The 21,778-nt window shown below is 70.0% G+C and carries 17 protein-coding genes and 2 tRNA genes; 16 read left to right on the forward strand and 3 right to left on the reverse strand.

Annotated elements, in window-relative coordinates:
- Nucleotides 1–85 precede the first annotated feature (85 nt).
- Entirely contained in the window at nt 86–2,551 is a 2,466-nt protein-coding gene (locus CRP49_RS20335; protein ID WP_097254659.1) for an ABC transporter permease, read from the forward strand.
- Nucleotides 2,548–3,006 carry an HD domain-containing protein gene (locus CRP49_RS20340; protein ID WP_097254660.1) on the forward strand — a complete coding sequence of 153 codons (459 nt, stop codon included), beginning with the start codon at nt 2,548–2,550 and terminating at the stop codon, nt 3,004–3,006. The genes CRP49_RS20335 and CRP49_RS20340 overlap by 4 nt, the downstream gene beginning before the upstream one ends.
- 51 nt (nt 3,007–3,057) lie before the next feature.
- Here CRP49_RS20340 and CRP49_RS20345 read toward each other — a convergent pair whose 3' ends face one another.
- Nucleotides 3,058–4,146 (reverse strand): acyltransferase family protein, encoded by a 1,089-nt coding sequence (locus tag CRP49_RS20345; RefSeq protein WP_257033448.1) that lies wholly within the window; start codon nt 4,144–4,146, stop codon nt 3,058–3,060.
- A gap of 532 nt (nt 4,147–4,678) precedes the next feature.
- Between CRP49_RS20345 and CRP49_RS20350 the strand changes: the two genes are divergently transcribed.
- Both CRP49_RS20350 and CRP49_RS20355 read left to right on the forward strand, forming a co-directional pair.
- On the forward strand, nt 4,679–4,873 hold the full coding sequence (locus CRP49_RS20350) for a hypothetical protein (RefSeq protein ID WP_094221203.1): 195 nt from the start codon (nt 4,679–4,681) through the stop codon (nt 4,871–4,873).
- Nucleotides 4,874–4,931: 58 nt separating this feature from the next.
- Nucleotides 4,932–7,064: a PQQ-binding-like beta-propeller repeat protein gene (locus CRP49_RS20355; RefSeq protein WP_097254662.1), complete on the forward strand. Its 2,133-nt coding sequence runs from the start codon at nt 4,932–4,934 to the stop codon at nt 7,062–7,064.
- Nucleotides 7,065–7,137: 73 nt separating this feature from the next.
- Here CRP49_RS20355 and CRP49_RS20360 read toward each other — a convergent pair.
- Nucleotides 7,138–7,208: transfer RNA gene (locus tag CRP49_RS20360), tRNA-Gly, on the reverse strand.
- Nucleotides 7,209–7,372: 164 nt separating this feature from the next.
- Here CRP49_RS20360 and CRP49_RS20365 point away from each other — a divergent pair.
- From CRP49_RS20365 to clpX, 5 genes are all read left to right on the forward strand, one after another.
- Nucleotides 7,373–7,449, forward strand: a tRNA-Pro gene (locus tag CRP49_RS20365).
- A gap of 178 nt (nt 7,450–7,627) precedes the next feature.
- Nucleotides 7,628–9,019, forward strand: a complete 1,392-nt coding sequence (tig, locus tag CRP49_RS20370) for a trigger factor (RefSeq protein ID WP_097254663.1) — start codon at nt 7,628–7,630, stop codon at nt 9,017–9,019.
- 318 nt (nt 9,020–9,337) lie between these two features.
- Nucleotides 9,338–9,943, forward strand: coding sequence for an ATP-dependent Clp protease proteolytic subunit (locus tag CRP49_RS20375; RefSeq protein ID WP_094221271.1), 606 nt, complete (start codon nt 9,338–9,340; stop codon nt 9,941–9,943).
- A 67-nt stretch (nt 9,944–10,010) separates the two neighbouring features.
- A complete protein-coding gene (locus CRP49_RS20380) occupies nt 10,011–10,676 on the forward strand; it encodes an ATP-dependent Clp protease proteolytic subunit (RefSeq protein ID WP_094221201.1) in 666 nt (221 codons plus the stop codon).
- Nucleotides 10,677–10,859: 183 nt separating this feature from the next.
- The gene (gene clpX, locus CRP49_RS20385; protein WP_094221200.1) at nt 10,860–12,146 is read left to right on the forward strand and encodes an ATP-dependent Clp protease ATP-binding subunit ClpX; all 1,287 of its coding nucleotides are present in this window, start codon (nt 10,860–10,862) and stop codon (nt 12,144–12,146) included.
- Nucleotides 12,147–12,222: 76 nt separating this feature from the next.
- Here clpX and CRP49_RS20390 read toward each other — a convergent pair whose 3' ends face one another.
- Nucleotides 12,223–13,182, reverse strand: a complete 960-nt coding sequence (locus CRP49_RS20390; protein ID WP_097254664.1) for a hypothetical protein — start codon at nt 13,180–13,182, stop codon at nt 12,223–12,225.
- Nucleotides 13,183–13,319: 137 nt separating this feature from the next.
- Here CRP49_RS20390 and CRP49_RS20395 point away from each other — a divergent pair, with 137 nt between their 5' ends.
- The 7 genes from CRP49_RS20395 (at nt 13,320) to mreD (ending at nt 21,708) form a co-directional block, all read left to right on the forward strand.
- Nucleotides 13,320–15,944 (forward strand): valine--tRNA ligase, encoded by a 2,625-nt coding sequence (locus CRP49_RS20395; RefSeq protein ID WP_097254665.1) that lies wholly within the window; start codon nt 13,320–13,322, stop codon nt 15,942–15,944.
- 267 nt (nt 15,945–16,211) lie between these two features.
- Nucleotides 16,212–17,726, forward strand: coding sequence for a folylpolyglutamate synthase/dihydrofolate synthase family protein (locus CRP49_RS20400; protein WP_097254666.1), 1,515 nt, complete (start codon nt 16,212–16,214; stop codon nt 17,724–17,726).
- 9 nt (nt 17,727–17,735) lie between these two features.
- Complete coding sequence (locus CRP49_RS20405) at nt 17,736–18,104, forward strand: DUF4233 domain-containing protein (protein WP_094221196.1); 369 nt, start codon at nt 17,736–17,738, stop codon at nt 18,102–18,104.
- Between the two features lie 63 nt (nt 18,105–18,167).
- Nucleotides 18,168–18,581 (forward strand): nucleoside-diphosphate kinase, encoded by a 414-nt coding sequence (ndk, locus tag CRP49_RS20410; RefSeq protein ID WP_097254667.1) that lies wholly within the window; start codon nt 18,168–18,170, stop codon nt 18,579–18,581.
- A 311-nt stretch (nt 18,582–18,892) separates the two neighbouring features.
- On the forward strand, nt 18,893–19,912 hold the full coding sequence (locus tag CRP49_RS20415) for a rod shape-determining protein (RefSeq protein ID WP_031158632.1): 1,020 nt from the start codon (nt 18,893–18,895) through the stop codon (nt 19,910–19,912).
- 163 nt (nt 19,913–20,075) lie between these two features.
- Nucleotides 20,076–21,014, forward strand: a complete 939-nt coding sequence (gene mreC, locus CRP49_RS20420) for a rod shape-determining protein MreC (RefSeq protein ID WP_097254668.1) — start codon at nt 20,076–20,078, stop codon at nt 21,012–21,014.
- 16 nt (nt 21,015–21,030) lie between these two features.
- Entirely contained in the window at nt 21,031–21,708 is a 678-nt protein-coding gene (gene mreD, locus CRP49_RS20425) for a rod shape-determining protein MreD (protein ID WP_097254669.1), read from the forward strand.
- Nucleotides 21,709–21,778 lie beyond the last annotated feature (70 nt).

Raw genomic sequence — 21,778 nt, forward strand, 5'->3', positions numbered from 1 at the left:
ACGAAAGCTGTACGGGTGGTGCGGGTGGGAACACGACGGACGCCGACGGCGAAGCCGAGGCGGACCGACCCAGAACGGCTCCCGGATGTACCCCAACGGCCTGGCCCGCGCAGCCCTCCGCTTCAAGCCCTCCACCTTCGTCGGCACCTTCATCGCCCTCGCCCTCGCCGCGGTGATCGTGGCGGCCTGCGGGATCCTCCTGGAGACCGGCGTCCGCGCCAAGGTCCCACCCCAGCGCTACGCCCACGCCCCGATCATCGCCGCCGCCGACCAACGCGCCCGCCTCGCCCATGCCGACGACGGCGACAACCAGCCCGTCCCGGACCGCGCCCGCCTCGACGCCTCCCTGATCGCCAAGGCGGCCGCCGCCCCCGGCGCCCGTACCGCCGTGGCCGACGTCACCTTCCCGGTACGCGGCCCGCACGGCACCCCGTACACCGCCCACAACTGGGCCTCCACCACCTTCACCGGCGAGCGACTCACCACCGGCCACCCACCCGCCCCCGGCGAAGTCGTGCTCTCCCACGAATCCGCCGAAACCGCAGGCACCGCAGACACCACCGGCACCGTCGGCGACCGCATCACCCTCACCACCCCCGACGGCACCCGCACCACCTACCGCATCTCAGGCCTCACCCAAGCCCCCACCCCCACCGCCTGGTTCGCCGACTCCGACGCCGTACGCCGCTCCGGTCACCCCGGCCGAATCGACGCCATCGCCGTACTCCCGGAAGAAGGAGTAGGCACCGACACCCTCAAGTCCCAGGTGTCCGGCGCCCTCGGCAGCCACGCCCTGGTGCACACCGGCGACGACCGCGGTGCCGTGGAGGACCCCTCCCTCGCCCAGGCCCGCGAACTGCTCACCGGACTCGGCGGCTCCTTCGGCGGCATCGCCACGCTGGTCGCCGTGTTCACCGCCGCCGGCACCGTCGCCCTCGGCGTCGGCCAACGCGCCCGCGAGTTCGCCCTGTTGCGGGCCATCGGCACCACCCCGCGCCAGATCCGCCGCACCATCGCCACCGAGGCCCTCCTCGTCGCCCCCCTGGCCGGCGCGGCCGGCTGCCTGCCCGGCATCGCGCTGGCCCACTGGTGGTTCGGCCAGCTCCAGGACAAGGGGGCGATCCCGCACGCCGTACGGCTCTCCGTCTCCTGGATCCCGCTGCTCACCGCCGCCGGCACCGTCCTGGTCACCGCCCTGTGCGCCGGCTACCTGGCCGCCCGCCGCAGCTCCCGCATCAAGCCGGGCCAGGCGCTCGGCGAGGCGTCCGTGGAGCGGCTGCGCATCGGCTGGATCCGCACCCCCCTCGGCCTGGCCGCCGTCGTGGGCGGCTGCGTCTGCGCGGGCCTCTCCTCCTCCCTGCAAGGCGAGGACGCGGCCAACGCGGCCCTCGGCATCGTGTTCCTGTTCATGCTCGCGGTCGCCCTGCTCGGCCCGCTCGTCGCCCACGCCTGCGCCGCCCTGTTCGGGCTGCCGCTGCGCGGTGCCGGCGCCCCGGCCGCGCTCGCCGCCGCCAACTCCCGTACCCACGCCCGCCGGCTCGCCTCCGCGATCACTCCGATCGTGCTCGCCATGGCCTTCGCCTCGGTCCTGGTGTTCCTGCAGACCAGTCAGGACAAGGTCACCGCCGACCAGCAGCGCGCCGGCGTGAGGGCCGACCACATCGTCACCGCCCGGCCGGGGCTCGCCCCCGACGCCGTACGACAGGCCCGGCGCACTCCCCATGTCACCGCGGCCGTCGGCCTGTTGCGCACCTCGGTCCTCGTACCGGTCGTCGGCTCGCTGGAGTCCGCCTCCGCGCAGGGCGTCACCGGCTCCGTACGCGACCTGGCCGCCGTCCAGGACCTGGACGTCCGGGACGGGCGCCTGACCCTGCGGCCCGGCGAGATCGCCGTGGACGCCGGCCTCGCCCGCAACGCCCATGTGAGCGTCGGCCAACGCCTGCACCTGTACCTGCCCGACGGCACGAAGGCCGCCCCGCTGGTCGTGGCGACGTACGGCCGCGGCATGGGCCTGTCCGAGCTGACGATGAGCCGCGCCGACCTCGCCACCCACGTCACCTCCGCCTTCGACACGGAGCTGTGGACGAAGGGCGGTACGACGGCCGGTCTCGCCGCCCTCGGCACGGTGCTGGACCGCGACGGCTACTCCGCCGCCCAGTCCCTGGACCGGGAGCTGAACGCCTGGGCCAACGCCGTGATGGCTGCCGTACTCGGCGGGTTCGCGGCCGTCGCCGCCGGCAACACGCTGGTGATGACCGTCCTCGCCCGGCGCCGCGAACTCGGCACCCTGCGGCTGATCGGCTCCACCCGGCAGCAGATCCTGCGGATGATCCGCTGGGAGGCCCTGCTGGTCGCCCTCGCCGGCATCGCGCTCGGCACCGCCATCGCCGTGGCCACGCTGGTGCCGATGACGAACGGGCTGACCGGGCAGGGCCCGTACATCCCGCCCGTGGTCTACGGCGCCTTCGCCGGCGGCATCCTGCTGCTCGGGCTCACCGCGGTCACCGTCCCGGCCCGGGCGGCGCTGCGCCGGGAGACACTGGACGAATGACCGGGACACCACTCACCCTGGCCGAGGTCGAGAGCCTCGCCCGAACCGCCCACGCGGGGCAGACCGACAAGGCGGGACGGCCGTACGCGGAACACCTCGCGGCCGTCGCCGACGGGGTGCGCGCCCGTGGCGGGGACGCCGACCAGATCGCGGCGGCCTGGCTGCACGACTCCGTCGAGGATGACGCGCTGAGCGAACAGTGGCTGACGGCGGCCGCCCTGACCCCGCGCACCAAGGCCATCGTGCGCGCCGTCACCAAGCGGACGGGGGAGGAGCAGGAGACGTACGCGCGCCGGATCCTCGCCACCCCGGGCGCACTGCTGGTGAAGCAGGCCGACCTGGCGCACAACGCCGACCCGCAGCGGCTCGCGGTCCTGGACGAGCCGACCCGGAAACGACTGACCGAGAAGTACGCACGGATGCGCGCACTTCTCGGTCTTGAACAGGGGAGCTAGACCAGGGGAGCTGGACCAGGGGAGTCAGGCCAGGGGAGCTGGACCAGGGAGTCAGACGCCGACCTTCTCGCGCTCCTTCTTCTGCCGCTCGCGGGCCAGTTCGGCCGCGTCCTGCTTGAACGCCCACTCCATCTTCGGCTCCATCGCGAAGCGGAACACCCGCTGCACCGGCCGGGTGCACAGCACCGTGACGACGGCGGCCGCGACGACGGTCACCGCGATCTCGCCGAGCGGATGGTGCAGCCAGGCGTGGTCGAACCAGCCGCGGTAGTCGGCGAACTTCACCAGGAAGCCGTGCAGCAGATAGCCGTACAGCGTGCCCGCGCCGAGCGCCGTGAACCACATGTTCCGGCGCGGCACCCAGGCGAAGAAGCAGGCCGTCAGCAGCAGCGAGCAGCCCAGCATCGCGAGCACCATCACCGGGCCGCACCACCACGGCGCGCCCAGCTCCTGCGCGGAGTCACGGTGGTAGAACCACGCGGTGTTCATCCGCGGCACCGCCCACCAGCCGACCGCGAGGGCGGCGGCGAACACCGGCACCGAGGCGATCCGCACCGAGCGGCGGCGCACCAGCTGGAAGTGCTCGGGCTTCATGCACAGGCCGAGCACGAAGTACGGCAGGAACTGCAGGACGCGCTGGAGGTCGAGGTCGTCACCGATGTTCGGGGTGACGCTGGCCAGCATGGCGATGCCGACGGCCAGCGGCAGCGGCCAGCGCACCAGCTTCCAGATCGGTGTCGTCAACCGCCAGACGAACAGCGCGACCAGGAACCAGGTCAGGTACCAGGGATCGAGGAGGCTGATCTCCTCGTGGGAGCCGTCGACGGCGTTCTTGAAGAGCGGGTACGCGGTCTCGAACAGGACGTACGGCACCGCGACACCGGTGATCAGCCGCTTCAGCCGGTCCGGGCGCATGTCGAAACTGCGCGAGAAGAAGCCGGAGATGATGATGAACGCCGGCATGTGGAAGGTGTACACGACGGTGTACACGCCCTCCAGGATCCGGCTGTCGCCCTTCAGCGGTTCCCAGGCGTGCCCGATCGCGACGAGCACGATGGCCAGGTACTTGGCGTTGTCGAAGAACGAATCGCGCTGTTTGCCCGGTCTGTCCGCGGGCGGCCGCCGCTTCTGCGCACTCATCGGGGTACGCGGACTGGGCACTCCGTCCACCGGCGACTGTGCCGGGGGGAGCGGCCTGCGGCTGTGGCCGGGGGACGAGGCGGCGTCAAACATCTCAGGCACCCTAGCGTCGACTGTGCGATTTCGTAAAACCCCCGTGGTCATTCCTGGTTATTGCCTTCGAGTACCCGCTGATTTACATGACTTGTCTCCCGTGTCCACGTGACGGTGGGCACATCGATCCCCTCCATTCAACCCTGATGTCCCGATTCATCCCGACTAATTGGGGCATATCTCGCCCCTGTGTCATGAATTCGAATTCCCTGCGCACGTGATGTGTGGACACCGAAACGAAGCTGCGCAATTCCTAGTGGTGTCAGGCGCGGCCGGCCGGTCGAATTACCGTGCGGGGCATCGCCCGCCGCGGGTGCTTGTCCAACGTTGCGTCACGAGCCGCATACGGCGGCCGGGTTGGTGGCACGATGGTTCTGGCGGGGGTGCGGGGTCGTACCCCCGGGCCGGGAGAGCGGACCGACCGAGGGTGTGATCAGTTGTGGCCATTTCACTGTCTGTGGTGCTGCTGTTGGCGATCATCCTGGTGGTGCTGATCCGAGGGGGGAACATCAAGCCGGGTCCGGCGATCGTCGCCGTCCTCTTCGGTTTCTTCCTCGCCTCGACCGGCATGGCGCCGTCCATCAACCGCTTCCTGAACTCGATAGCGGAGACCATCAACTCGATCAGGTTCTGACTCCGGCGGGGCGGGCCGGCAGAGCTGGACAACTGAAACAACGGGGGGACGTACGGGGATGGCGCTGCGCGACTCGGATCCGCCGGAAGTGGGCGGTTACCGGATCGAGGACCGTCTCGGCAGCGGCGGCATGGGCGTGGTCTACCTGGCCCGCTCCGCCTCCGGCCGCCGGCTCGCCGTGAAGGTCGTCCACGGCCAGTACGCCGACGACGACGAGTTCCGCATCCGCTTCCGCCGTGAGGTGGCCTCCGCCCGTCAGGTCAGCGGCGCCTTCACGGCACCCGTGGTGGACGCGGACGCCGACGCGCCGCGCCCCTGGATGGCCACGCTCTACATCCCCGGCGAGGACCTGGGCACCCACGTCCGCCGCCACGGGCCCCTGCCGCCCGAGCGCCTGCGCGCTCTGGCCGGCGGCCTCACCGAGGCCCTGCGGGACATCCACCGCGCCGGAGTCGTCCACCGGGACCTGAAACCGGCCAACGTGATGCTCGCCGACGACGGCCCCCGGGTCATCGACTTCGGCATATCCCGGGCCACCGAGTCCACCGCCGCCGACGCCCTCACCCAGACCGGCCGGGTGATGGGCACCCCGCCCTTCATGTCCCCCGAGCAGTTCTCCTCCCCGCACGAGGTCGGCTCGGCCAGCGACATCTTCTCCCTCGGCGCGATCCTGGTGTACGCCGCCACCGGGCACGGCCCCTTCGACAGCGCGAGCCCCTGGGAGACGGCCACGAAGGTCGTCGAGAGCGAGCCCGAACTCGACGGCCTCCCCGACGATCTGCTCCCCTTCGTCAGCCTCTGCCTGGAAAAGCACCCCAAGTCCCGGCCGACCCCCGACGAACTCCTGACCCTGCTGCGCGAGGGCCGCCTGCCGGACCCGCGCCCGGAGCCCGAGGAGCCGGACACCGAGCCCGTACGACCGCGCGCGCGGCGCCGGAAACTCTGGCTGGCCGCGACCGCGGGCGCCCTGGTGCTCGCGGCGGCGGCCTCCGCGACCGCACTGCGCCTGACCGGGGGCGAGCACGGCCCGCCCGGCGACCTGCCCAAGGGGTGGTACGCCTGGCAGACCCAGGAGTCCGACAAGGCGACCACCGCCGGCGGGTCGTTCACCTCCTGCGCCGCGCTCGACGGCGGGCTGGTCTGCGCAGGCGACGGCCTCAAGGCGGTCCGTTTCTCGCTGGCCACCGGCAAGATCGCGTGGAGTCTCCCGGAGGCCGACCACCCCGACCCGAGCACCAGCGGCAGTGGCTACCCCGACAGCGGAGTGATCGGCACGCACGGACACGACGTCTACACCGTCGCCGACAGCAAGGCCCGCTCGGCCCAGGACAGCCACTACGTCTTCCAGGCCCTCGACGCCCGCACCGGAAAGGTCCGCTGGGACAAGCCGCTCGGCCAGGAGAAGCCCACCGCGGTGGAGGGCACCGTGGCGGTCACGGACGACGGGCCGATCGTCACCTACGGCACGGACGGCAGGACCTACTCCCTGCTGGACCCCGCCCACGGCACCCCCCGCTGGAAGCGCACCATGCCCGCGAACGACACCTGCGGAATCCGCACCGCGGCCGGGACCGGCTACCTCGTGTGCGTCGACGGCAACAGCGCGCACACCACGATCGTCCGGATCGACCCCGCCCACGGCGCGGCCCGCTGGACCGCCACCGTGGACGGCGCCCTCACCCTGGCCGGCCGGACCGGCGGCCGCCTGGTCCTCGTCACCTCCCCGGACTCCCCCGTGGGGCCGCAGGAGACCACGATTCCCCCCTACCGCCGCATCACCCTGCTGGACCTCGCCGACCGCTCCCCGCACGTCGTACCGCTGGACTGGCCCGTGCCCTGGGCCGCCACGCCCACCCTGGTCGGCGGCACCCTCTACTTCGTCCAGGACAGCGGCGCGGTCCGCGCGGTCGCCCCGGCCACCGGCCACACCCTGTGGGACACTGCCTCCTCCGTCGAACGCCCCGGCACGCCCGTCGTCTCCGACGCCTACGTCCTCCTCGCCTCCCCGGGCGGCCGCCTCGCCGCCCTGGACCGCAGCAACGGCAAGGAGGTCCACAGCGTCCCCGGCCGCGGCACCGGCCTCGAACCCTTCACCGGCTACGCCGGCGCACCCCCGGTCGTCCACGGAGACGCCGTCTACGTCCCCTACGGCACCCGTTCGGTCTACTCGGTGAACCTCCGGGCCCTGTGACCCCGGACGCCCCCGGAAACACGCCAGGGGCCCGGCTCCGCCGAAACGGAAACCGGGCCCCTGGACCGTAGAGAGCGGGCGACGGGAATCGAACCCGCGTAGCTAGTTTGGAAGACTAGGGCTCTACCATTGAGCTACGCCCGCAACAACGCGCCGCAGGTCGGTGACCGCAGCACTGCAGAGCATCGTAGCGGGTCGTCCGGCGCGGAGGCCAACCTGTTTGGACTGCGGCGATGCCACGCGCGCGGGCAGTGGATAAAGCGGCCGACGGATCCGGCCGGGGCATGTACCCTACGTGTCGCACCAGACGGGGTGTGGCGCAGCTTGGTAGCGCGTCCGCTTTGGGAGCGGAAGGCCGTGGGTTCAAATCCCGCCACCCCGACCACCGGCACACGTGACCGTGTGATCGCCTTTTGGGGCGCTGACCCGCTGCGGTTACTATGCAAGCTGCGCGCCCGTGTGTCCCGGCCCACTCGGCCTACGAACTCCTCCGGGCGGCGAAATCCGCCGGACCAGTCTGGCTCCGGCAGAAACCAAGCAGTCAGCCACAAGGAGACCGAACCGTGAAGAGCGCCGTGGAGACCCTGAACCCGACCCGGGTTCGGCTCACTGTCGAGGTGCCCTTCGAGGAGCTCAAGGACAGCCTCGACGCGGCGTACAAGAAGATCAACCAGCAGGTCACGGTGAAGGGCTTCCGCAAGGGCAAGATCCCGGCCCGCGTCATCGACCAGCGCTTCGGCCGCGGTGCGGTGCTGGAGGAGGCCGTCAACGACGCGCTGCCGAAGTTCTACACCGAGGCGGTCAACGAGGCCGAGCTGAGCCCGCTGGGCCAGCCCGACGTCGACATCACCGAGCTGAAGGACGGCGAGACGCTGAACTTCACCGCCGAGGTCGACATCCGCCCGACCCTGGAGATCCCGGACTACTCCGGCATCGAGGTCGAGGTCGACGCCGTCGAGGTGACCGACGAGGACATCGAGAAGTCGGTCGAGCAGCTCCGTGAGCGCTTCGCCTCCACCTCCCCGGTCGAGCGCGCCGCCGAGGACGGCGACGTGGTCACCATCGACCTGGAGGCCAAGGTCGACGGCGAGGTCCTCGAGGACGGCATCGCCAACGGCGTCTCCTACACCATCGGCTCCGGCGAGCTGCTCGACGGCATCGACGACGCCGTGAAGGGCCTGGAGGCCGGTGGCGAGGCCACCTTCACCTCCGAGCTGAAGGGCGGCTCGGCCGCGGGCAAGGAGGCCGAGGTCACCGTCAAGGTCACCCAGGTCGCCGCCCGCGAACTGCCCGAGCTGGACGACGAGTTCGCGCAGCTCGCCTCCGAGTTCGACACCCTGGACGAGCTGAAGGCCGACAGCCGCAAGCGCCTGGCCAACATGAAGCAGTACGACCAGGCCACCCAGGCCCAGGAGCGCGTCCTGGAGAAGCTCCTCGAGCTGGTCGAGGTCCCGGTCCCCGAGAAGCTGCTCGAGGACGAGATCAACACCCGCAAGCACAACCTGGAGCACCACCAGCTCGGCCAGATGGGTCTCACCCTCGAGAAGTACCTGGAGATCCAGGGCAAGACCGTCGAGGAGTTCGAGACCGAGACCCGCGAGGCCGCGGTCAAGGGCATCAAGACCCAGTTCGTCCTCGACGAGCTGGTCAAGAAGGAGAACCTCAACGTCAACCAGGAGGAGCTCACCGAGCACCTCATGCGGCGTGCGGCCTCCTCCGGCATGTCCCCCGACCAGTTCGCCCAGGCCGTCGTCGAGGGCGGCCAGGTGCCGCTCCTGGTCGGCGAGGTCGCCCGCGGCAAGGCCCTGGCCGTCGTGGTCGAGTCCGCCACGGTGAAGGACACCAACGGCGAGGTCATCGACCTGGACGACGAGGACGAGACCGAGGCCGCCATCGAGACCGTGGAGGCCGCCGAGGCCGCCTCCGAGGCCACCGAGGAGACCACCGAGGGCTGAGCGGCCCTACGGCGCCTTTGAGGCACGTACAGCGGGCCCTGGGGACTTTCCCCAGGGCCCGTTTGTAGTACGGGGAGCGATTGCCGGCCCAAGGGGCGCGGGGCTGTATCGATGTGCGGCTCCGCCGCGGGGCGCGACAAGCCACCACGCACCCGCAACCGACCATGACGGGTTGGCACCACGGCGCTACGCCCCCGGCGAACACTGGCTTCTCCGGGATTCCCCGAAGGGACCATCGCGTTAGGGTCCATGAAAGGCAGAACAATGAGACGGCCCGGCGCCGTCGCCAGACGAGCAGGTGGATACGTGACGAATCTGATGCCCTCCGCCGCCGGCGAGCCTTCCATCGGTGGTGGCCTCGGCGACCAGGTCTACAACCGGCTGCTCGGCGAGCGGATCATCTTCCTCGGCCAGCAGGTCGACGATGACATCGCCAACAAGATCACCGCGCAGCTGCTGCTCCTTGCGGCCGACCCCGACAAGGACATCTACCTCTACATCAACAGCCCCGGCGGCTCGGTGACGGCCGGCATGGCGATCTACGACACCATGCAGTACATCCCGAACGATGTGGTCACGATCGGCATGGGCATGGCGGCCTCGATGGGCCAGTTCCTGCTCACCGGCGGCACCGCCGGCAAGCGCTTCGCCCTGCCGCACACGGACATCATGATGCACCAGGGCTCCGCGGGCCTGGGCGGTACGGTCTCGGACATCAAGATCCAGGCCCAGTACCTGCTGCGCACCAAGAAGACCATGTCCGAGCTGACCGCGCTGCACTCCGGCCAGACCGTCGAGACGATCGTCCGCGACGGCGACCGCGACCGCTGGTTCACCCCGGAAGAGGCCAAGGAGTACGGTCTCATTGACGAGATCATCACGCACGCCTCGGGTGTTCCGGGAGGCGGCGGCACCGGTGCCTGACCGGCCCGGCCACGCCACGCACCGCCGAGACCCCAGCCCCCCGAACGCCACCAGGACGGTGAACCCCATGAGCAACTTCCCCGGCGCCGCCAGCGGCATGTACGAAGGGCCCCGCCCCGACAGCCGCTACGTCATCCCGCGCTTCGTCGAGCGCACCTCCCAGGGCATCCGCGAGTACGACCCGTACGCGAAGCTCTTCGAGGAGCGCGTGATCTTCCTGGGCGTCCAGATCGACGACGCCTCCGCCAACGACGTCATGGCGCAGCTGCTGTGCCTGGAGTCGATGGACCCGGACCGGGACATCTCGATCTACATCAACAGCCCCGGTGGTGACATGACGGCCCTCACGGCCATCTACGACACCATGCAGTTCGTGAAGCCCGACATCCAGACGGTGTGCATGGGCCAGGCGGCCTCCGCCGCGGCCATCCTGCTCGCCGCCGGTACGCCGGGCAAGCGCATGGCGCTGCCGAACTCGCGCGTGCTGATCCACCAGCCGGCCGGCTCCACCGGCCGCGGTCAGCTCTCCGACCTGGAGATCATCGCCAACGAGTTCACCCGGATGCGTGACCAGCTGGAGTCCATGCTGGCCAAGCACTCCAACCGGCCGATCGAGCAGGTTCGCGAGGACATCGAGCGCGACAAGATCCTCACGGCCGAGGAGGCGCTCGAGTACGGCATCGTCGACCAGATCATCTCCACCCGGAAGATGAACAACGCCGACGTTCGCTGACGCGGATCGACGCATCCGTCGACGTAGTCTCTCCCCCTCTTGGCACGGTGCACGTCAAAGTGAACCCTGCCAAGGGGGGCCCGAACACGGGGCCCGGCAAGGTACCGTCGGACATAAGGCAGCACCAGGAGCCGCTGGATTCGAAAGCGTCCAGGCGTCTCCCAGGCGAAGGGGAAGCACACCGTGGCACGCATCGGTGACGGCGGCGATCTGCTCAAGTGCTCGTTCTGCGGCAAGAGCCAGAAGCAGGTCAAGAAGCTCATCGCAGGGCCCGGTGTGTACATCTGCGACGAGTGCATCGATCTCTGCAACGAGATCATCGAGGAGGAGCTCGCCGAGACGAGCGAGGTGCGCTGGGAGGAACTCCCCAAGCCCCGCGAGATCTACGAGTTCCTGGAGGGCTATGTAGTCGGCCAGGAGGCCGCGAAGAAGGCGCTCTCCGTCGCGGTGTACAACCACTACAAGCGGGTCCAGGCCGGCGAGAACGGCGGTGCCCAAGGCCGTGACGACGCCATCGAGTTGGCGAAGTCCAACATCCTTCTGCTGGGCCCCACGGGTTCGGGCAAGACCCTCCTCGCGCAGACCCTGGCCCGCATGCTGAACGTCCCGTTCGCCATCGCCGACGCGACGGCGCTGACGGAGGCGGGCTACGTGGGCGAGGACGTCGAGAACATCCTGCTGAAGCTCATCCAGGCGGCGGACTACGACGTCAAGAAGGCCGAGACGGGGATCATCTACATCGACGAGATCGACAAGGTCGCGAGGAAGAGTGAAAACCCTTCCATCACCCGCGACGTGTCGGGCGAGGGCGTCCAGCAGGCCCTGCTGAAGATCCTCGAGGGCACCACGGCCTCCGTCCCGCCCCAGGGCGGCCGTAAGCACCCCCACCAGGAGTTCATCCAGATCGACACGACGAACGTCCTGTTCATCGTGGGCGGTGCCTTCGCGGGCCTGGAGAAGATCATCGAGTCCCGGGCCGGCGCCAAGGGCATCGGCTTCGGCGCGACGATCCGCTCCAAGCGCGAGCTGGAGGCCAAGGACCAGTTCGAGGACGTCATGCCCGAGGACCTGGTCAAGTTCGGCATGATCCCGGAGTTCATCGGCCGTCTGCCCGTCATCACGAGCGTCCACAACCTGGACCGTGAGGCCCTGCTCCAGATCCTGGTCGAGCCCCGCAACGCGCTCGTCAAGCAGTACCAGCGCCTCTTCGAACTCGACGGCGTGGAGCTGGACTTCGAGCGCGAGGCCCTGGAGGCCATCGCCGACCAGGCCATCCTCCGCCAGACCGGCGCCCGAGGCCTGCGCGCCATCATGGAGGAGGTCCTCATGTCGGTGATGTACGAGGTCCCGTCCCGCAAGGACGTGGCCCGCGTGGTCATCACCGCGGACGTGGTGCACTCCAACGTCAACCCGACCCTGATCCCGCGGGACGCCCGCGGGCGGGGCGCGGGGGAGCAGAAGACGGCGTAATCGCACCCGGCGACGCATACGAAGAAGGGGCCCCGGTCAGCCGACCGGGGCCCCTTCGCCGTCGTGCTCTACCTCATCAGGACTTGACGCGCACGTCGTTGCGGAGCTTGGCGGCCAGCTCCGCGGTGTCGGCGATCGTGCCACCCTCACCGGAGGTGAGGCCGGCGAGGCTGAACGCCGTGACCCGGGCGGTCGTGCTGTGGTCGGCCCAGATGCAGACCGGTACCTTGACCGTCTTCACCCCGGTGGACGAGGCCGAGCTGCTGTTGTCGAACTCGGCCACCTGGCACTTCATGACGCCGTTGGAGAAGCCCGACGGGTTGACCGTCTCGGGGCTGCCGATCAGCTTGCCCTTGTCGTCCTTCTCGGACTCCGTCTTGGCCTTCGCGAAGGCGGCGTCGATGAGCCCCTCGGGGTCGTCGATCGTGCCGTACACGCCGCTGAAGGAGAGGCTCTTCATGGTGAGCCCCTTGCCGTTCTGGTAGGTGCCGCTGACGCCCTTGGGGTCCTTCACGCCGGCCTTCTCGAAGTCCTGGAGGTCGGAGTCGCTGACGCTGTCCGCGTCGCTCGAGTCCGTCGACTTCGCGTACGTCCCGTTGATCACCGACGACGGGGCCGTCAGCTTGTGCGGGCCGTCGTCCGCGACGTCGCCGCCGCCCCCGCCACCGTTGAGCATGAAGGCCGCGCCCACGGCGACCGCCGCGACGACCGCCACCGCGCCGATGATCAGGCCCGTCTTCTTCTTGCCGCCGCCCGGGGCGGGCGGCTGCGGGACGCCGTAGGGCTGCTGGCCGTAGGGCGGCTGCTGACCGTACGGGTTCGGCTGCTGCGGCATGCCCTGCTGCGGCGCGCCCTGCTGCGGGTAGCCGTACCCGGGCTGCGGCGGGGCCGGAGGGGCCTGCTGCGGATAGCCGTAGCCGGGCTGGGGCGCCTGCGGCGGCTGGCCGTAGGGGCCCGGCTGGCCGTAGGGACCAGGCTGCCCCGGCTGGCCGTAGGGCGGCTGCTGGCCGTACGGGCCCGGCTGGTTGTTGCTCATTTCTGGGTTCCCCTCCAGATGCTTATGTGTTCCTGACATCCTGGACCAGGCGCAGGAAGCTCACGGCACCGGGGGCCGCACCGTTACACAACAAACGCGTTTCGGGACCACCCCGTGACACCTCTAAACTGACCCCCGTGACCGAGAACGCTCAGCAGCAGCCACCCGCGCCCGACACCGAACTGCCGACCCAGTACGCGCCGGCCGATGTAGAGGGGCCGCTGTACGAGCGCTGGGTAGAGCGGGGTTACTTCGAGGCGGACGCGAAGAGCGACAAGCCGCCGTACACGATCGTCATCCCGCCGCCGAACGTCACCGGCAGCCTCCACCTGGGCCACGCCTTCGAGCACACCCTCATCGACGCCCTGACCCGTCGTAAGCGCATGCAGGGCTACGAGACCCTGTGGCAGCCGGGCATGGACCACGCCGGCATCGCGACGCAGAACGTCGTCGAGCGCGAGCTGGGCAAGGAGGGCAAGTCCCGCCACGACCTCGGCCGTGAGGCCTTCGTCGAGCGTGTCTGGCAGTGGAAGGCCGAGTCCGGCGGCCAGATCAGCGGCCAGATGCGCCGCCTCGGCGACGGCGTCGCCTGGTCCCGTGAGCGCTTCACGATGGACGAGGGCCTGTCCCAGGCCGTCCAGACCATCTTCAAGCGGCTCTACGACGACGAGCTGATCTACCGCGCCGAGCGCATCATCAACTGGTGCCCCCGCTGTCTGACGGCGATCTCCGACATCGAGGTCGAGTACCAGGACGACGACGGCGAGCTGGTCTCCATGAAGTACGGCGAGGGGGACGACACCATCGTCGTCGCCACCACCCGTGCCGAGACCATGCTCGGTGACACCGCCGTCGCCGTTCACCCCGACGACGAGCGGTACAAGCACCTCGTCGGCAAGCTCATCAGGCTCCCGCTGACCGACCGCTCCATCCCGGTCGTCGCGGACACGCACGTCGACCCCGCGTTCGGCACCGGCGCCGTCAAGGTCACCCCGGCCCACGACCCGAACGACTTCGAGATCGGCCAGCGGCACGACCTGCCGTCCATCACGATCATGGACGAGCACGCCGTCATCACCGCCCACGGCCCCTTCCAGGGCCTGGACCGCCTGGAGGCCCGGTCCGCCATCGTCGCCGCGCTGCGCGCCGAGGGCCGGATCGTCGCCGAGAAGCGGCCGTACGTCCACAGCGTCGGCCACTGCTCGCGCTGCAAGACCACCATCGAGCCCCGCCTGTCCATGCAGTGGTGGGTCAAGGTCGGGCCGCTGGCGAAGGCCGCCGGTGACGCGGTCCGCGACGGCAAGGTCAAGATCCACCCCCAGGAGATGGAGAAGCGCTACTTCGACTGGGTCGACAACCTCCACGACTGGTGCATCTCGCGGCAGTTGTGGTGGGGTCACCGGATTCCCGTCTGGTACGGGCCGAACGGTGAAGTCGTCTGCGTCGGCCCGGACGAGGAGCCGCCCACCGGCGAGGGCTGGCACCAGGACACCGACGTCCTCGACACCTGGTTCTCCTCCGGCCTGTGGCCCTTCTCCACCCTGGGCTGGCCCGAGCAGACCGAGTCGCTCGCGAAGTTCTACCCGAACTCCGTCCTGGTCACCGGCTACGACATCCTCTTCTTCTGGGTCGCCCGGATGATGATGTTCGGCCTGTACGCGATGGACGGCACCCCGCCGTTCCACACCATCGCCCTGCACGGCATGGTCCGCGACCAGTTCGGCAAGAAGATGTCGAAGTCCTTCGGCAACGCGGTCAACCCGCTGGACTGGATGGACAAGTACGGCAGTGACGCCCTGCGCTTCACCCTCGCCCGCGGCGCCAACCCGGGTGTCGACGTCCCGATCGGCGAGGACTGGGTCCAGGGCTCCCGCAACTTCGCCAACAAGATCTGGAACGCGACGCGCTTCGCGCTGATGAACGGCGCGACGGTGGACGGCCCGCTGCCGGACGCCTCCGCGATGTCGGCGACGGACCGCTGGATCCTCTCCCGCCTCAACTCCGTCATCGCCGAAGTCGACGCGCTCTACGACGACTTCCAGTTCGCCAAGCTGTCCGACGCCCTCTTCCACTTCGCGTGGGACGAGGTCTTCGACTGGTACGTCGAGCTGTCCAAGACGACGTTCCAGGCGGGCGGCGCGGCGGCCGAGGTGTCGAAGCGGGTCCTCGGCGAGGTCCTCGACGTCACCCTCAAGCTGCTGCACCCGATCGTCCCGTTCGTGACGGAGACCCTCTGGACGACGCTGACCGGCGGCGAGTCGGTCGTCATCGCGGAGTGGCCGACCGACAGCGGCTTCCGTGACGCGGCCGCCGAGGGCGAGATCGAGTCGCTCCAGTCGGTCATCACCGAGGTCCGCCGCTTCCGCGCCGACCAGGGTCTGCAGCCGGGCCAGCGGGTTCCGGCCCGCCTGACGCTGGACGGTACGGCGCTGGCCCCGCACGAGGCCGCCATCCGTCAGCTCCTGCGCCTCCAGCCGGAGGGTGAGTCCTTCACGGCCACGGCCACGCTGCCGGTCGCGGGTGCCGAGGTCGCCCTCGACCTCTCCGGCACGATCGACGTGGCCGCCGAGCGCAAGCGGCTCGCGAAGGATCTGGCCGCCGCAGAGAAGGAGAAGGCCCAGGCCAACGCCAAGCTCGGCAACGAGGCGTTCCTGGCGAAGGCCCCGGACCACGTGGTCGACAAGATCCGCACGCGGCTTTCCAAGGCGGACGAGGACATCGCCCGGATCCAGGCCCAGCTGGAGCGGTTGCCGCAGGCGTAAGCCTTCGTACGGCACTGAAGGCCCCCGGAGCTGCGAGGTTCCGGGGGCCTTCGCGTACCCGGGGGCAGGTTCCGCTCACCCGCGCTTGCGGGGTGCCGCTGCGCCCACCCGTGCCGCCCCAAGCGGCACGACTGCCCGCAGCTGAGCGCGCCCCAAAGGGGCGCGGGGAACTGCGCGACCAGCCCCCACGCACCCGCAGCCGGTCGACAAGACAAGCCACCCCATACCGGCGCCGCGAAGCCACCGCCCGCTCCGTAGACTGGCCCTGTGAGCGACCTCCCGCACGAAAACGACCAGCCCGACCCCCTCGATGCCTTCGAAGAACTCATCGCCGAAGAGACCGACCGCGACCCCGACCTCGCGGTGATCGAGGCCGGCAGCCGCACCCTGCGCACCCAGGGCGGCGCGCCGCAGGGCGACGTACCCGCGCGGCCCGAGGACCCCGAGGTCGACAAGGCCCTGCGTGAGGTCGAGACGGAGCTGGCCTCCCGCTGGGGCGAGACCAAGCTGGAGCCCTCCGTCAGCCGTATCGCCGCGCTGATGGACGTGCTGGGCGAGCCGCAGCGGTCGTACCCCTCGATCCACATCACGGGCACGAACGGCAAGACCTCCACCGCCCGCATGATCGAGGCCCTGCTCGGCGCCTTCGAGCTGCGCACCGGCCGGTACACCAGCCCGCACGTGCAGTCGGTCACCGAGCGGATCAGCCTGGACGGGGCCCCGATCTCCGCCGAGCGGTTCATCGAGACGTACCAGGACATCAAGCCGTACATCGAGATGGTGGACGGCCGGCAGGAGTACCGGCTGTCGTTCTTCGAGGTCCTCACCGGCATGGCGTACGCCGCCTTCGCGGACGCCCCCGTCGACGTCGCCGTCGTCGAGGTCGGCATGGGCGGCAGCTGGGACGCGACGAACGTGATCGACGGCGATGTCGCGGTGATCACCCCGATCTCGCTCGATCACACCGACCGGCTCGGCGCGACGCCGGGCGAGATCGCCGGTGAGAAGGGCGGCATCATCAAGCAGGACGCGACCGTGATCCTGGCGCAGCAGCCGGTGGACGCGGCGCAGGTGCTGCTGAAGAAGGCCGTCGAGGTGGACGCGACGGTGGCCCGGGAGGGGCTGGAGTTCGGCGTCGTGGCCCGGCAGGTCGCGGTCGGCGGGCAGCTGGTCACCCTGCGCGGTCTGGGCGGTGAGTACCCCGAGGTGTACCTGCCGCTGCACGGCGCCCATCAGGCGCACAACGCGGCCGTGGCGCTCGCGGCCGTGGAGGCGTTCTTCGGCGTCGGCGCGCTGCGCGCGGATCCGCTGGACATCGACACCGTGCGCAAGGCCTTCGCGGCCGTGTCCTCGCCGGGCCGGCTGGAGGTCGTACGGCGGTCTCCGACCATCGTCCTGGACGCCGCCCACAACCCGGCGGGCGCCGAGGTCACCGCCGAGGCCGTGCGCGAGGCGTTCGACTTCAGCCGGCTGATCGGTGTGGTCGGGGCGAGCGCGGACAAGAACGTACGGGGGCTGCTGGAGGCCTTCGAGCCGATCTTCGCCGAGGTCGTCGTCACGCAGAACTCCACGCACCGCGCCATGGACGCGGACGAGCTGGCCGCGATCGCCGTCGAGGTGTTCGGCGAGGACCGGGTCCAGGTCGAGCCGCGGCTGCCCGAGGCGCTGGAGGCCGCGATCACGCTGGCCGAGGAGGAGGGCGAGTTCGCCGGCGGCGGGGTGCTGGTCACCGGCTCGGTCATCACGGTGGGCGAGGCCCGCCTGCTGCTGGGGAAGGGCTGAGGTTCCGTAGTGCGTACGCTCTGTTCGTCGACGCTGATCGGCGAGTTCTTCATCATCGGGTTCGCCGGTCTCGTGGCCATGAAGGACCCGGACCTGTCCACGACGACGGTGTGGCTGGTCAGCGGTATCGCCATGGTCCTGTGCGTGCTGCTGTGCGGCATGGTGACCCGGCCGGGCGGCGTCGCCCTCGGCTGGGCCCTGCAGCTCGCCCTGGTCGCCTCCGGTGTCTTCGTCCCGACGATGTACTTCATGGGCGCGGTCTTCGCGGCGCTGTGGTGGGCGTCGGTGCACTACGGCAGAAAGGTCGACGAGGCCAAGGCCCGTTTCGCGGCGCGGACCGAGTCCACGTCGTCCCCCACTACACCTGACGCTGCGTGACAGCAACACGGACACGCCCTGTAACCTCGTCCCACCGCACACGTCAGTCGTAAGGAGCCCCCCGTGACCCAGCGCACCCTCGTCCTGCTCAAGCCCGACGCCGTCCGTCGCGGCCTGACCGGCGAGATCATCAGCCGTATCGAGCGCAAGGCCGGCTGGCGGATCACGGCGCTGGAGCTGCGCACCCTGGACCAGGACACGCTGGAGCAGCACTACGGCGAGCACAAGGGCAAGCCCTTCTACGAGCCGCTGGTGGAGTTCATGGCCTCCGGCCCGGTCGTCGCGCTGATCGTCGAGGGCGAGCGGGTCATCGAGGGCCTGCGCGCGCTGGCCGGCCCGACCGACCCGATCGCCGCCGCGCCCGGCTCCATCCGGGGCGACTACGGCGTGATCGTCCGGGAGAACCTGATCCACGCCTCCGACTCGGAGGAGTCCGCCGAGCGCGAGGTGAAGATCTTCTTCCCGGCGCACGCCTGAGCGCCATCCGGCGGATTTTCCGCGAATTTTTCTGAGGGAGCGTCAGCTCCACTTGGAGGCCTGACCAGGGCGGCCGTACGTTTTCGGCCGTCCTTTGGCATATGCGTTGCCGATCGGGGGAACGTGTGCCCCCGATGGCCCGTCTCCACAAGCGAGGCGACACGCCATCTGCTGACAATGGCGAAGACCCTCGCGCAGTGTTCGTGCAGGCGCGTTTACGATGGAAGCCTTCACGTCACAGCACCCGCCTCGCCGACCTGATATGCCCTCAAAAGCCCGGGAAGGCCAGATGAATCCGGATGGGGAACTCAATGTCGTTCATCGGCCGTGACATGGCTGTCGACCTCGGGACCGCCAACACGCTGGTGTACGTCAGGGGTCGCGGAATCGTGCTCAACGAGCCGTCCGTCGTCGCGATCAACACCAACACCGGTGGCATCCTCGCGGTCGGTGCCGAGGCGAAGAAGATGATCGGCCGGACGCCGGGCAACATCGTCGCGGTGCGTCCGCTCAAGGACGGCGTCATCGCCGACTTCGAGATCACCGAGCGGATGCTCCGCTACTTCATCCTGAAGATCCACAAGCGGCGGTATCTCGCCCGGCCGCGGGTCGTCGTCTGTGTGCCCTCGGGCATCACGGGCGTCGAGCGCCGCGCGGTCATCGAGGCGTCCTCCCAGGCCGGCGCCCGCCAGGTGCACATCATCGAGGAGCCCATGGCCGCCGCCATCGGCTCCGGCCTGCCGGTCCACGAGGCCACCGGCAACATGGTGGTGGACATCGGCGGCGGCACCACGGAGGTCGCCGTCATCTCGCTCGGCGGCATCGTCACCGCCCAGTCCATCCGCGTCGCGGGCGACGAGCTGGACAACGCGATCATCCAGTACATCAAGAAGGAGTACAGCCTTCTGCTGGGGGAGCGGACGGCCGAGCAGATCAAGATCACGATCGGCTCGGCGTACGACCTCGACGCCGACGAGCACACCGAGGTCCGCGGCCGGGACCTGGTCTCCGGGCTGCCGAAGACCGTCGTCATCTCGGCCGCCGAGGTGCGCAAGGCGATCGAGGAGCCGGTCAACGCGATCGTCGACGCGGTCAAGACGACTCTCGACAAGTGCCCGCCGGAGCTGTCCGGCGACATCATGGACAGGGGAATCGTTCTGACCGGCGGCGGAGCGCTGCTGCGCGGTCTGGACGAGCGGCTGCGCCGGGAGACCGGCATGCCGATCCACATCGCCGAGGACCCGCTGGACAGCGTGGCGCTCGGCTCCGGCAAGTGCGTCGAGGAGTTCGAGGCGCTCCAGCAGGTCCTGGACGCCCAGCCGCGCAGATGACGTAACTCTTCGATTCCGCCGTACGAGATGATCTCCTCTCGTACGGCGGATCGTTGATATCGAGGCATAAGCTCCCACAAATGGACCCCTTGGGTTTGCGCTTCGCCAGTGGCGCCTTGAGGGGTTCCCGAATTCCGACTGAGGAAGGGCACGGCCGCCGCACGTGAGGGACACGAAAGAGAGCCGGCTGCTCCTGGTCCTGCTGATCGCCATCGCGTTCGCGTTGATCACGGTGGACATCCGCGGAGGCCGGAACTCGCCGGTCGACGGTGCCCGGCAGGCCGCGGCCGCGGTGTTCGGCCCGATCGAGAACGGGCTGTCCTCGGCGGTCGACCCCGTCGGCGACGCCGTCTCCGCCGTCCGTGACTCCGGCAGCCGCCACGACCGGCTCGCCGCGCTGGAGAAGGAGAACGCGGCGCTCAAGGCGAAGCTCGGCAGCGACGACCGCAACCGCAGCCGCCTCAAGCAGCTCGACAAGATGCTGAAGATCGCCGGCGAGGGCCAGTACGGCATCAAGGGCGCCCAGGTCATCGCCATAGGGTCCGCGCAGGGCTTCTCCTGGACCATCACCGTCGACGTCGGCGCGAACGACGGCATCAAACGGGACATGACCGTCCTCAACGGGGACGGCCTGGTCGGCCGGGTCACCACCGTCGGCCCGGACACCTCCACCGTGCTCCTCGCCAACGACCCCGACTTCACCGTCGGCACCCGCATGGAGGGCAGCGACGAACTCGGCTTCGCCTCCGGGCAGGGTGACCGCCCGCTGCGCGTGGAACTCCTCAACGGCAAGGCCGAGGTGAAGAAGGGCGACCGGCTCGTCACCTTCGGCTCCCAGGCCGACAAGCCCTTCGTGCCGGGCGTGCCGGTCGGCGTGGTCTCCCGCGTCGACCCCTCCGGCGGCGGCCTCACCCGCACGCTCTACGTCACGCCGTACGTCAGCTTCACCCAGCTCGACGTCGTCGGCGTGGTCGTCGAGGCGCCGAAGAAGGACCCGCGCGACGAGGTCCTGCCGGCCAAGCCCAAGCCGACCCCGACGCCGACGGTGACCGTCACGGTCACCCCCTCGGCGGACGCACCCGCAGACGGCCAGCAGCAGTAGGAGCTGAGTTTTACCCATGCGTGTCAACCGGATCCTGCTCTCCAGCGCACTGGTCGTCGTCGCCCTGGTGATCCAGGTCAGCGTCCTCGCCCGCCTGCACCTGCCGGGCGCCGTCCCGGACCTGCTGCTGCTCACCGTCCTGGGCCTCGCCATGGTGTACGGCCATGTGGGCGGCGCCCTCGTCGGCTTCGGCGCCGGCCTGCTCGCCGACCTCGCCCCGCCCGCCGACCACGCGGCCGGCCGCTACGCCCTGGTGCTGTGCGTCATCGGCTACGGCGCCGGACTGATCAAGCCGGAGAACGGCCGCCTGAAGTCGGCGACCGGCCCGATGGCGGTCGTGGTCGCCGCCGCCGTCGGCTCCACCCTGCTGTACGCGGGCGTCGGCGCCCTGGTCGGCGACACCGCCGCCCGCCATGTCGGCCTGACCGGCCTGCTGTTCTCGGCCGCCCTGTACGACCTGCTGCTCGCGCCCTTCGTGGTCCCCGGGGTCATGTGGCTGGCCCGCCGCTCCGACAACGACCCGCTCGCCGAGACCGGCCCCGCCGCCAAGGCCGGCGACATCTCCTCCGGCTGGCTCTCCTCCGGCACCGGCCTGCGCATCGGCAGCCAGCGCGGCGGCCTCGGCTCCCTGAAGGCCAAGGCCCGCACCCGCTCGACCCGGGTCGGCCGGATCAAGGGGGTCAAGCGGTTGTGAGCACACGGGAGTTGCGCAGGGGCGCGCACAGCTTCGTCGTATATGACACATACACGCACTGAGAGGGGGA

Source organism: Streptomyces sp. Ag109_G2-15 (genome assembly GCF_900215565.1).
GTDB lineage: Bacteria > Actinomycetota > Actinomycetes > Streptomycetales > Streptomycetaceae > Streptomyces > Streptomyces diastatochromogenes.

Bases quoted from the DNA above. Each gene is read 5' to 3' on its own strand.
- CRP49_RS20345 (WP_257033448.1), bottom strand. From the start codon at position 4,146: ATGAGTGCGCAGAAGCGGCGGCCGCCCGCGGACAGACCGGGCAAACAG.
- CRP49_RS20335 (WP_097254659.1), top strand. From the start codon at position 86: ATGTACCCCAACGGCCTGGCCCGCGCAGCCCTCCGCTTCAAGCCCTCC.
- CRP49_RS20380 (WP_094221201.1), top strand. From the start codon at position 10,011: ATGAGCAACTTCCCCGGCGCCGCCAGCGGCATGTACGAAGGGCCCCGC.
- mreD (WP_097254669.1), top strand. From the start codon at position 21,031: ATGCGTGTCAACCGGATCCTGCTCTCCAGCGCACTGGTCGTCGTCGCC.
- CRP49_RS20390 (WP_097254664.1), bottom strand. From the start codon at position 13,182: ATGAGCAACAACCAGCCGGGCCCGTACGGCCAGCAGCCGCCCTACGGC.
- CRP49_RS20355 (WP_097254662.1), top strand. From the start codon at position 4,932: ATGGCGCTGCGCGACTCGGATCCGCCGGAAGTGGGCGGTTACCGGATC.
- CRP49_RS20375 (WP_094221271.1), top strand. From the start codon at position 9,338: ATGCCCTCCGCCGCCGGCGAGCCTTCCATCGGTGGTGGCCTCGGCGAC.
- CRP49_RS20415 (WP_031158632.1), top strand. From the start codon at position 18,893: ATGTCGTTCATCGGCCGTGACATGGCTGTCGACCTCGGGACCGCCAAC.
- CRP49_RS20340 (WP_097254660.1), top strand. From the start codon at position 2,548: ATGACCGGGACACCACTCACCCTGGCCGAGGTCGAGAGCCTCGCCCGA.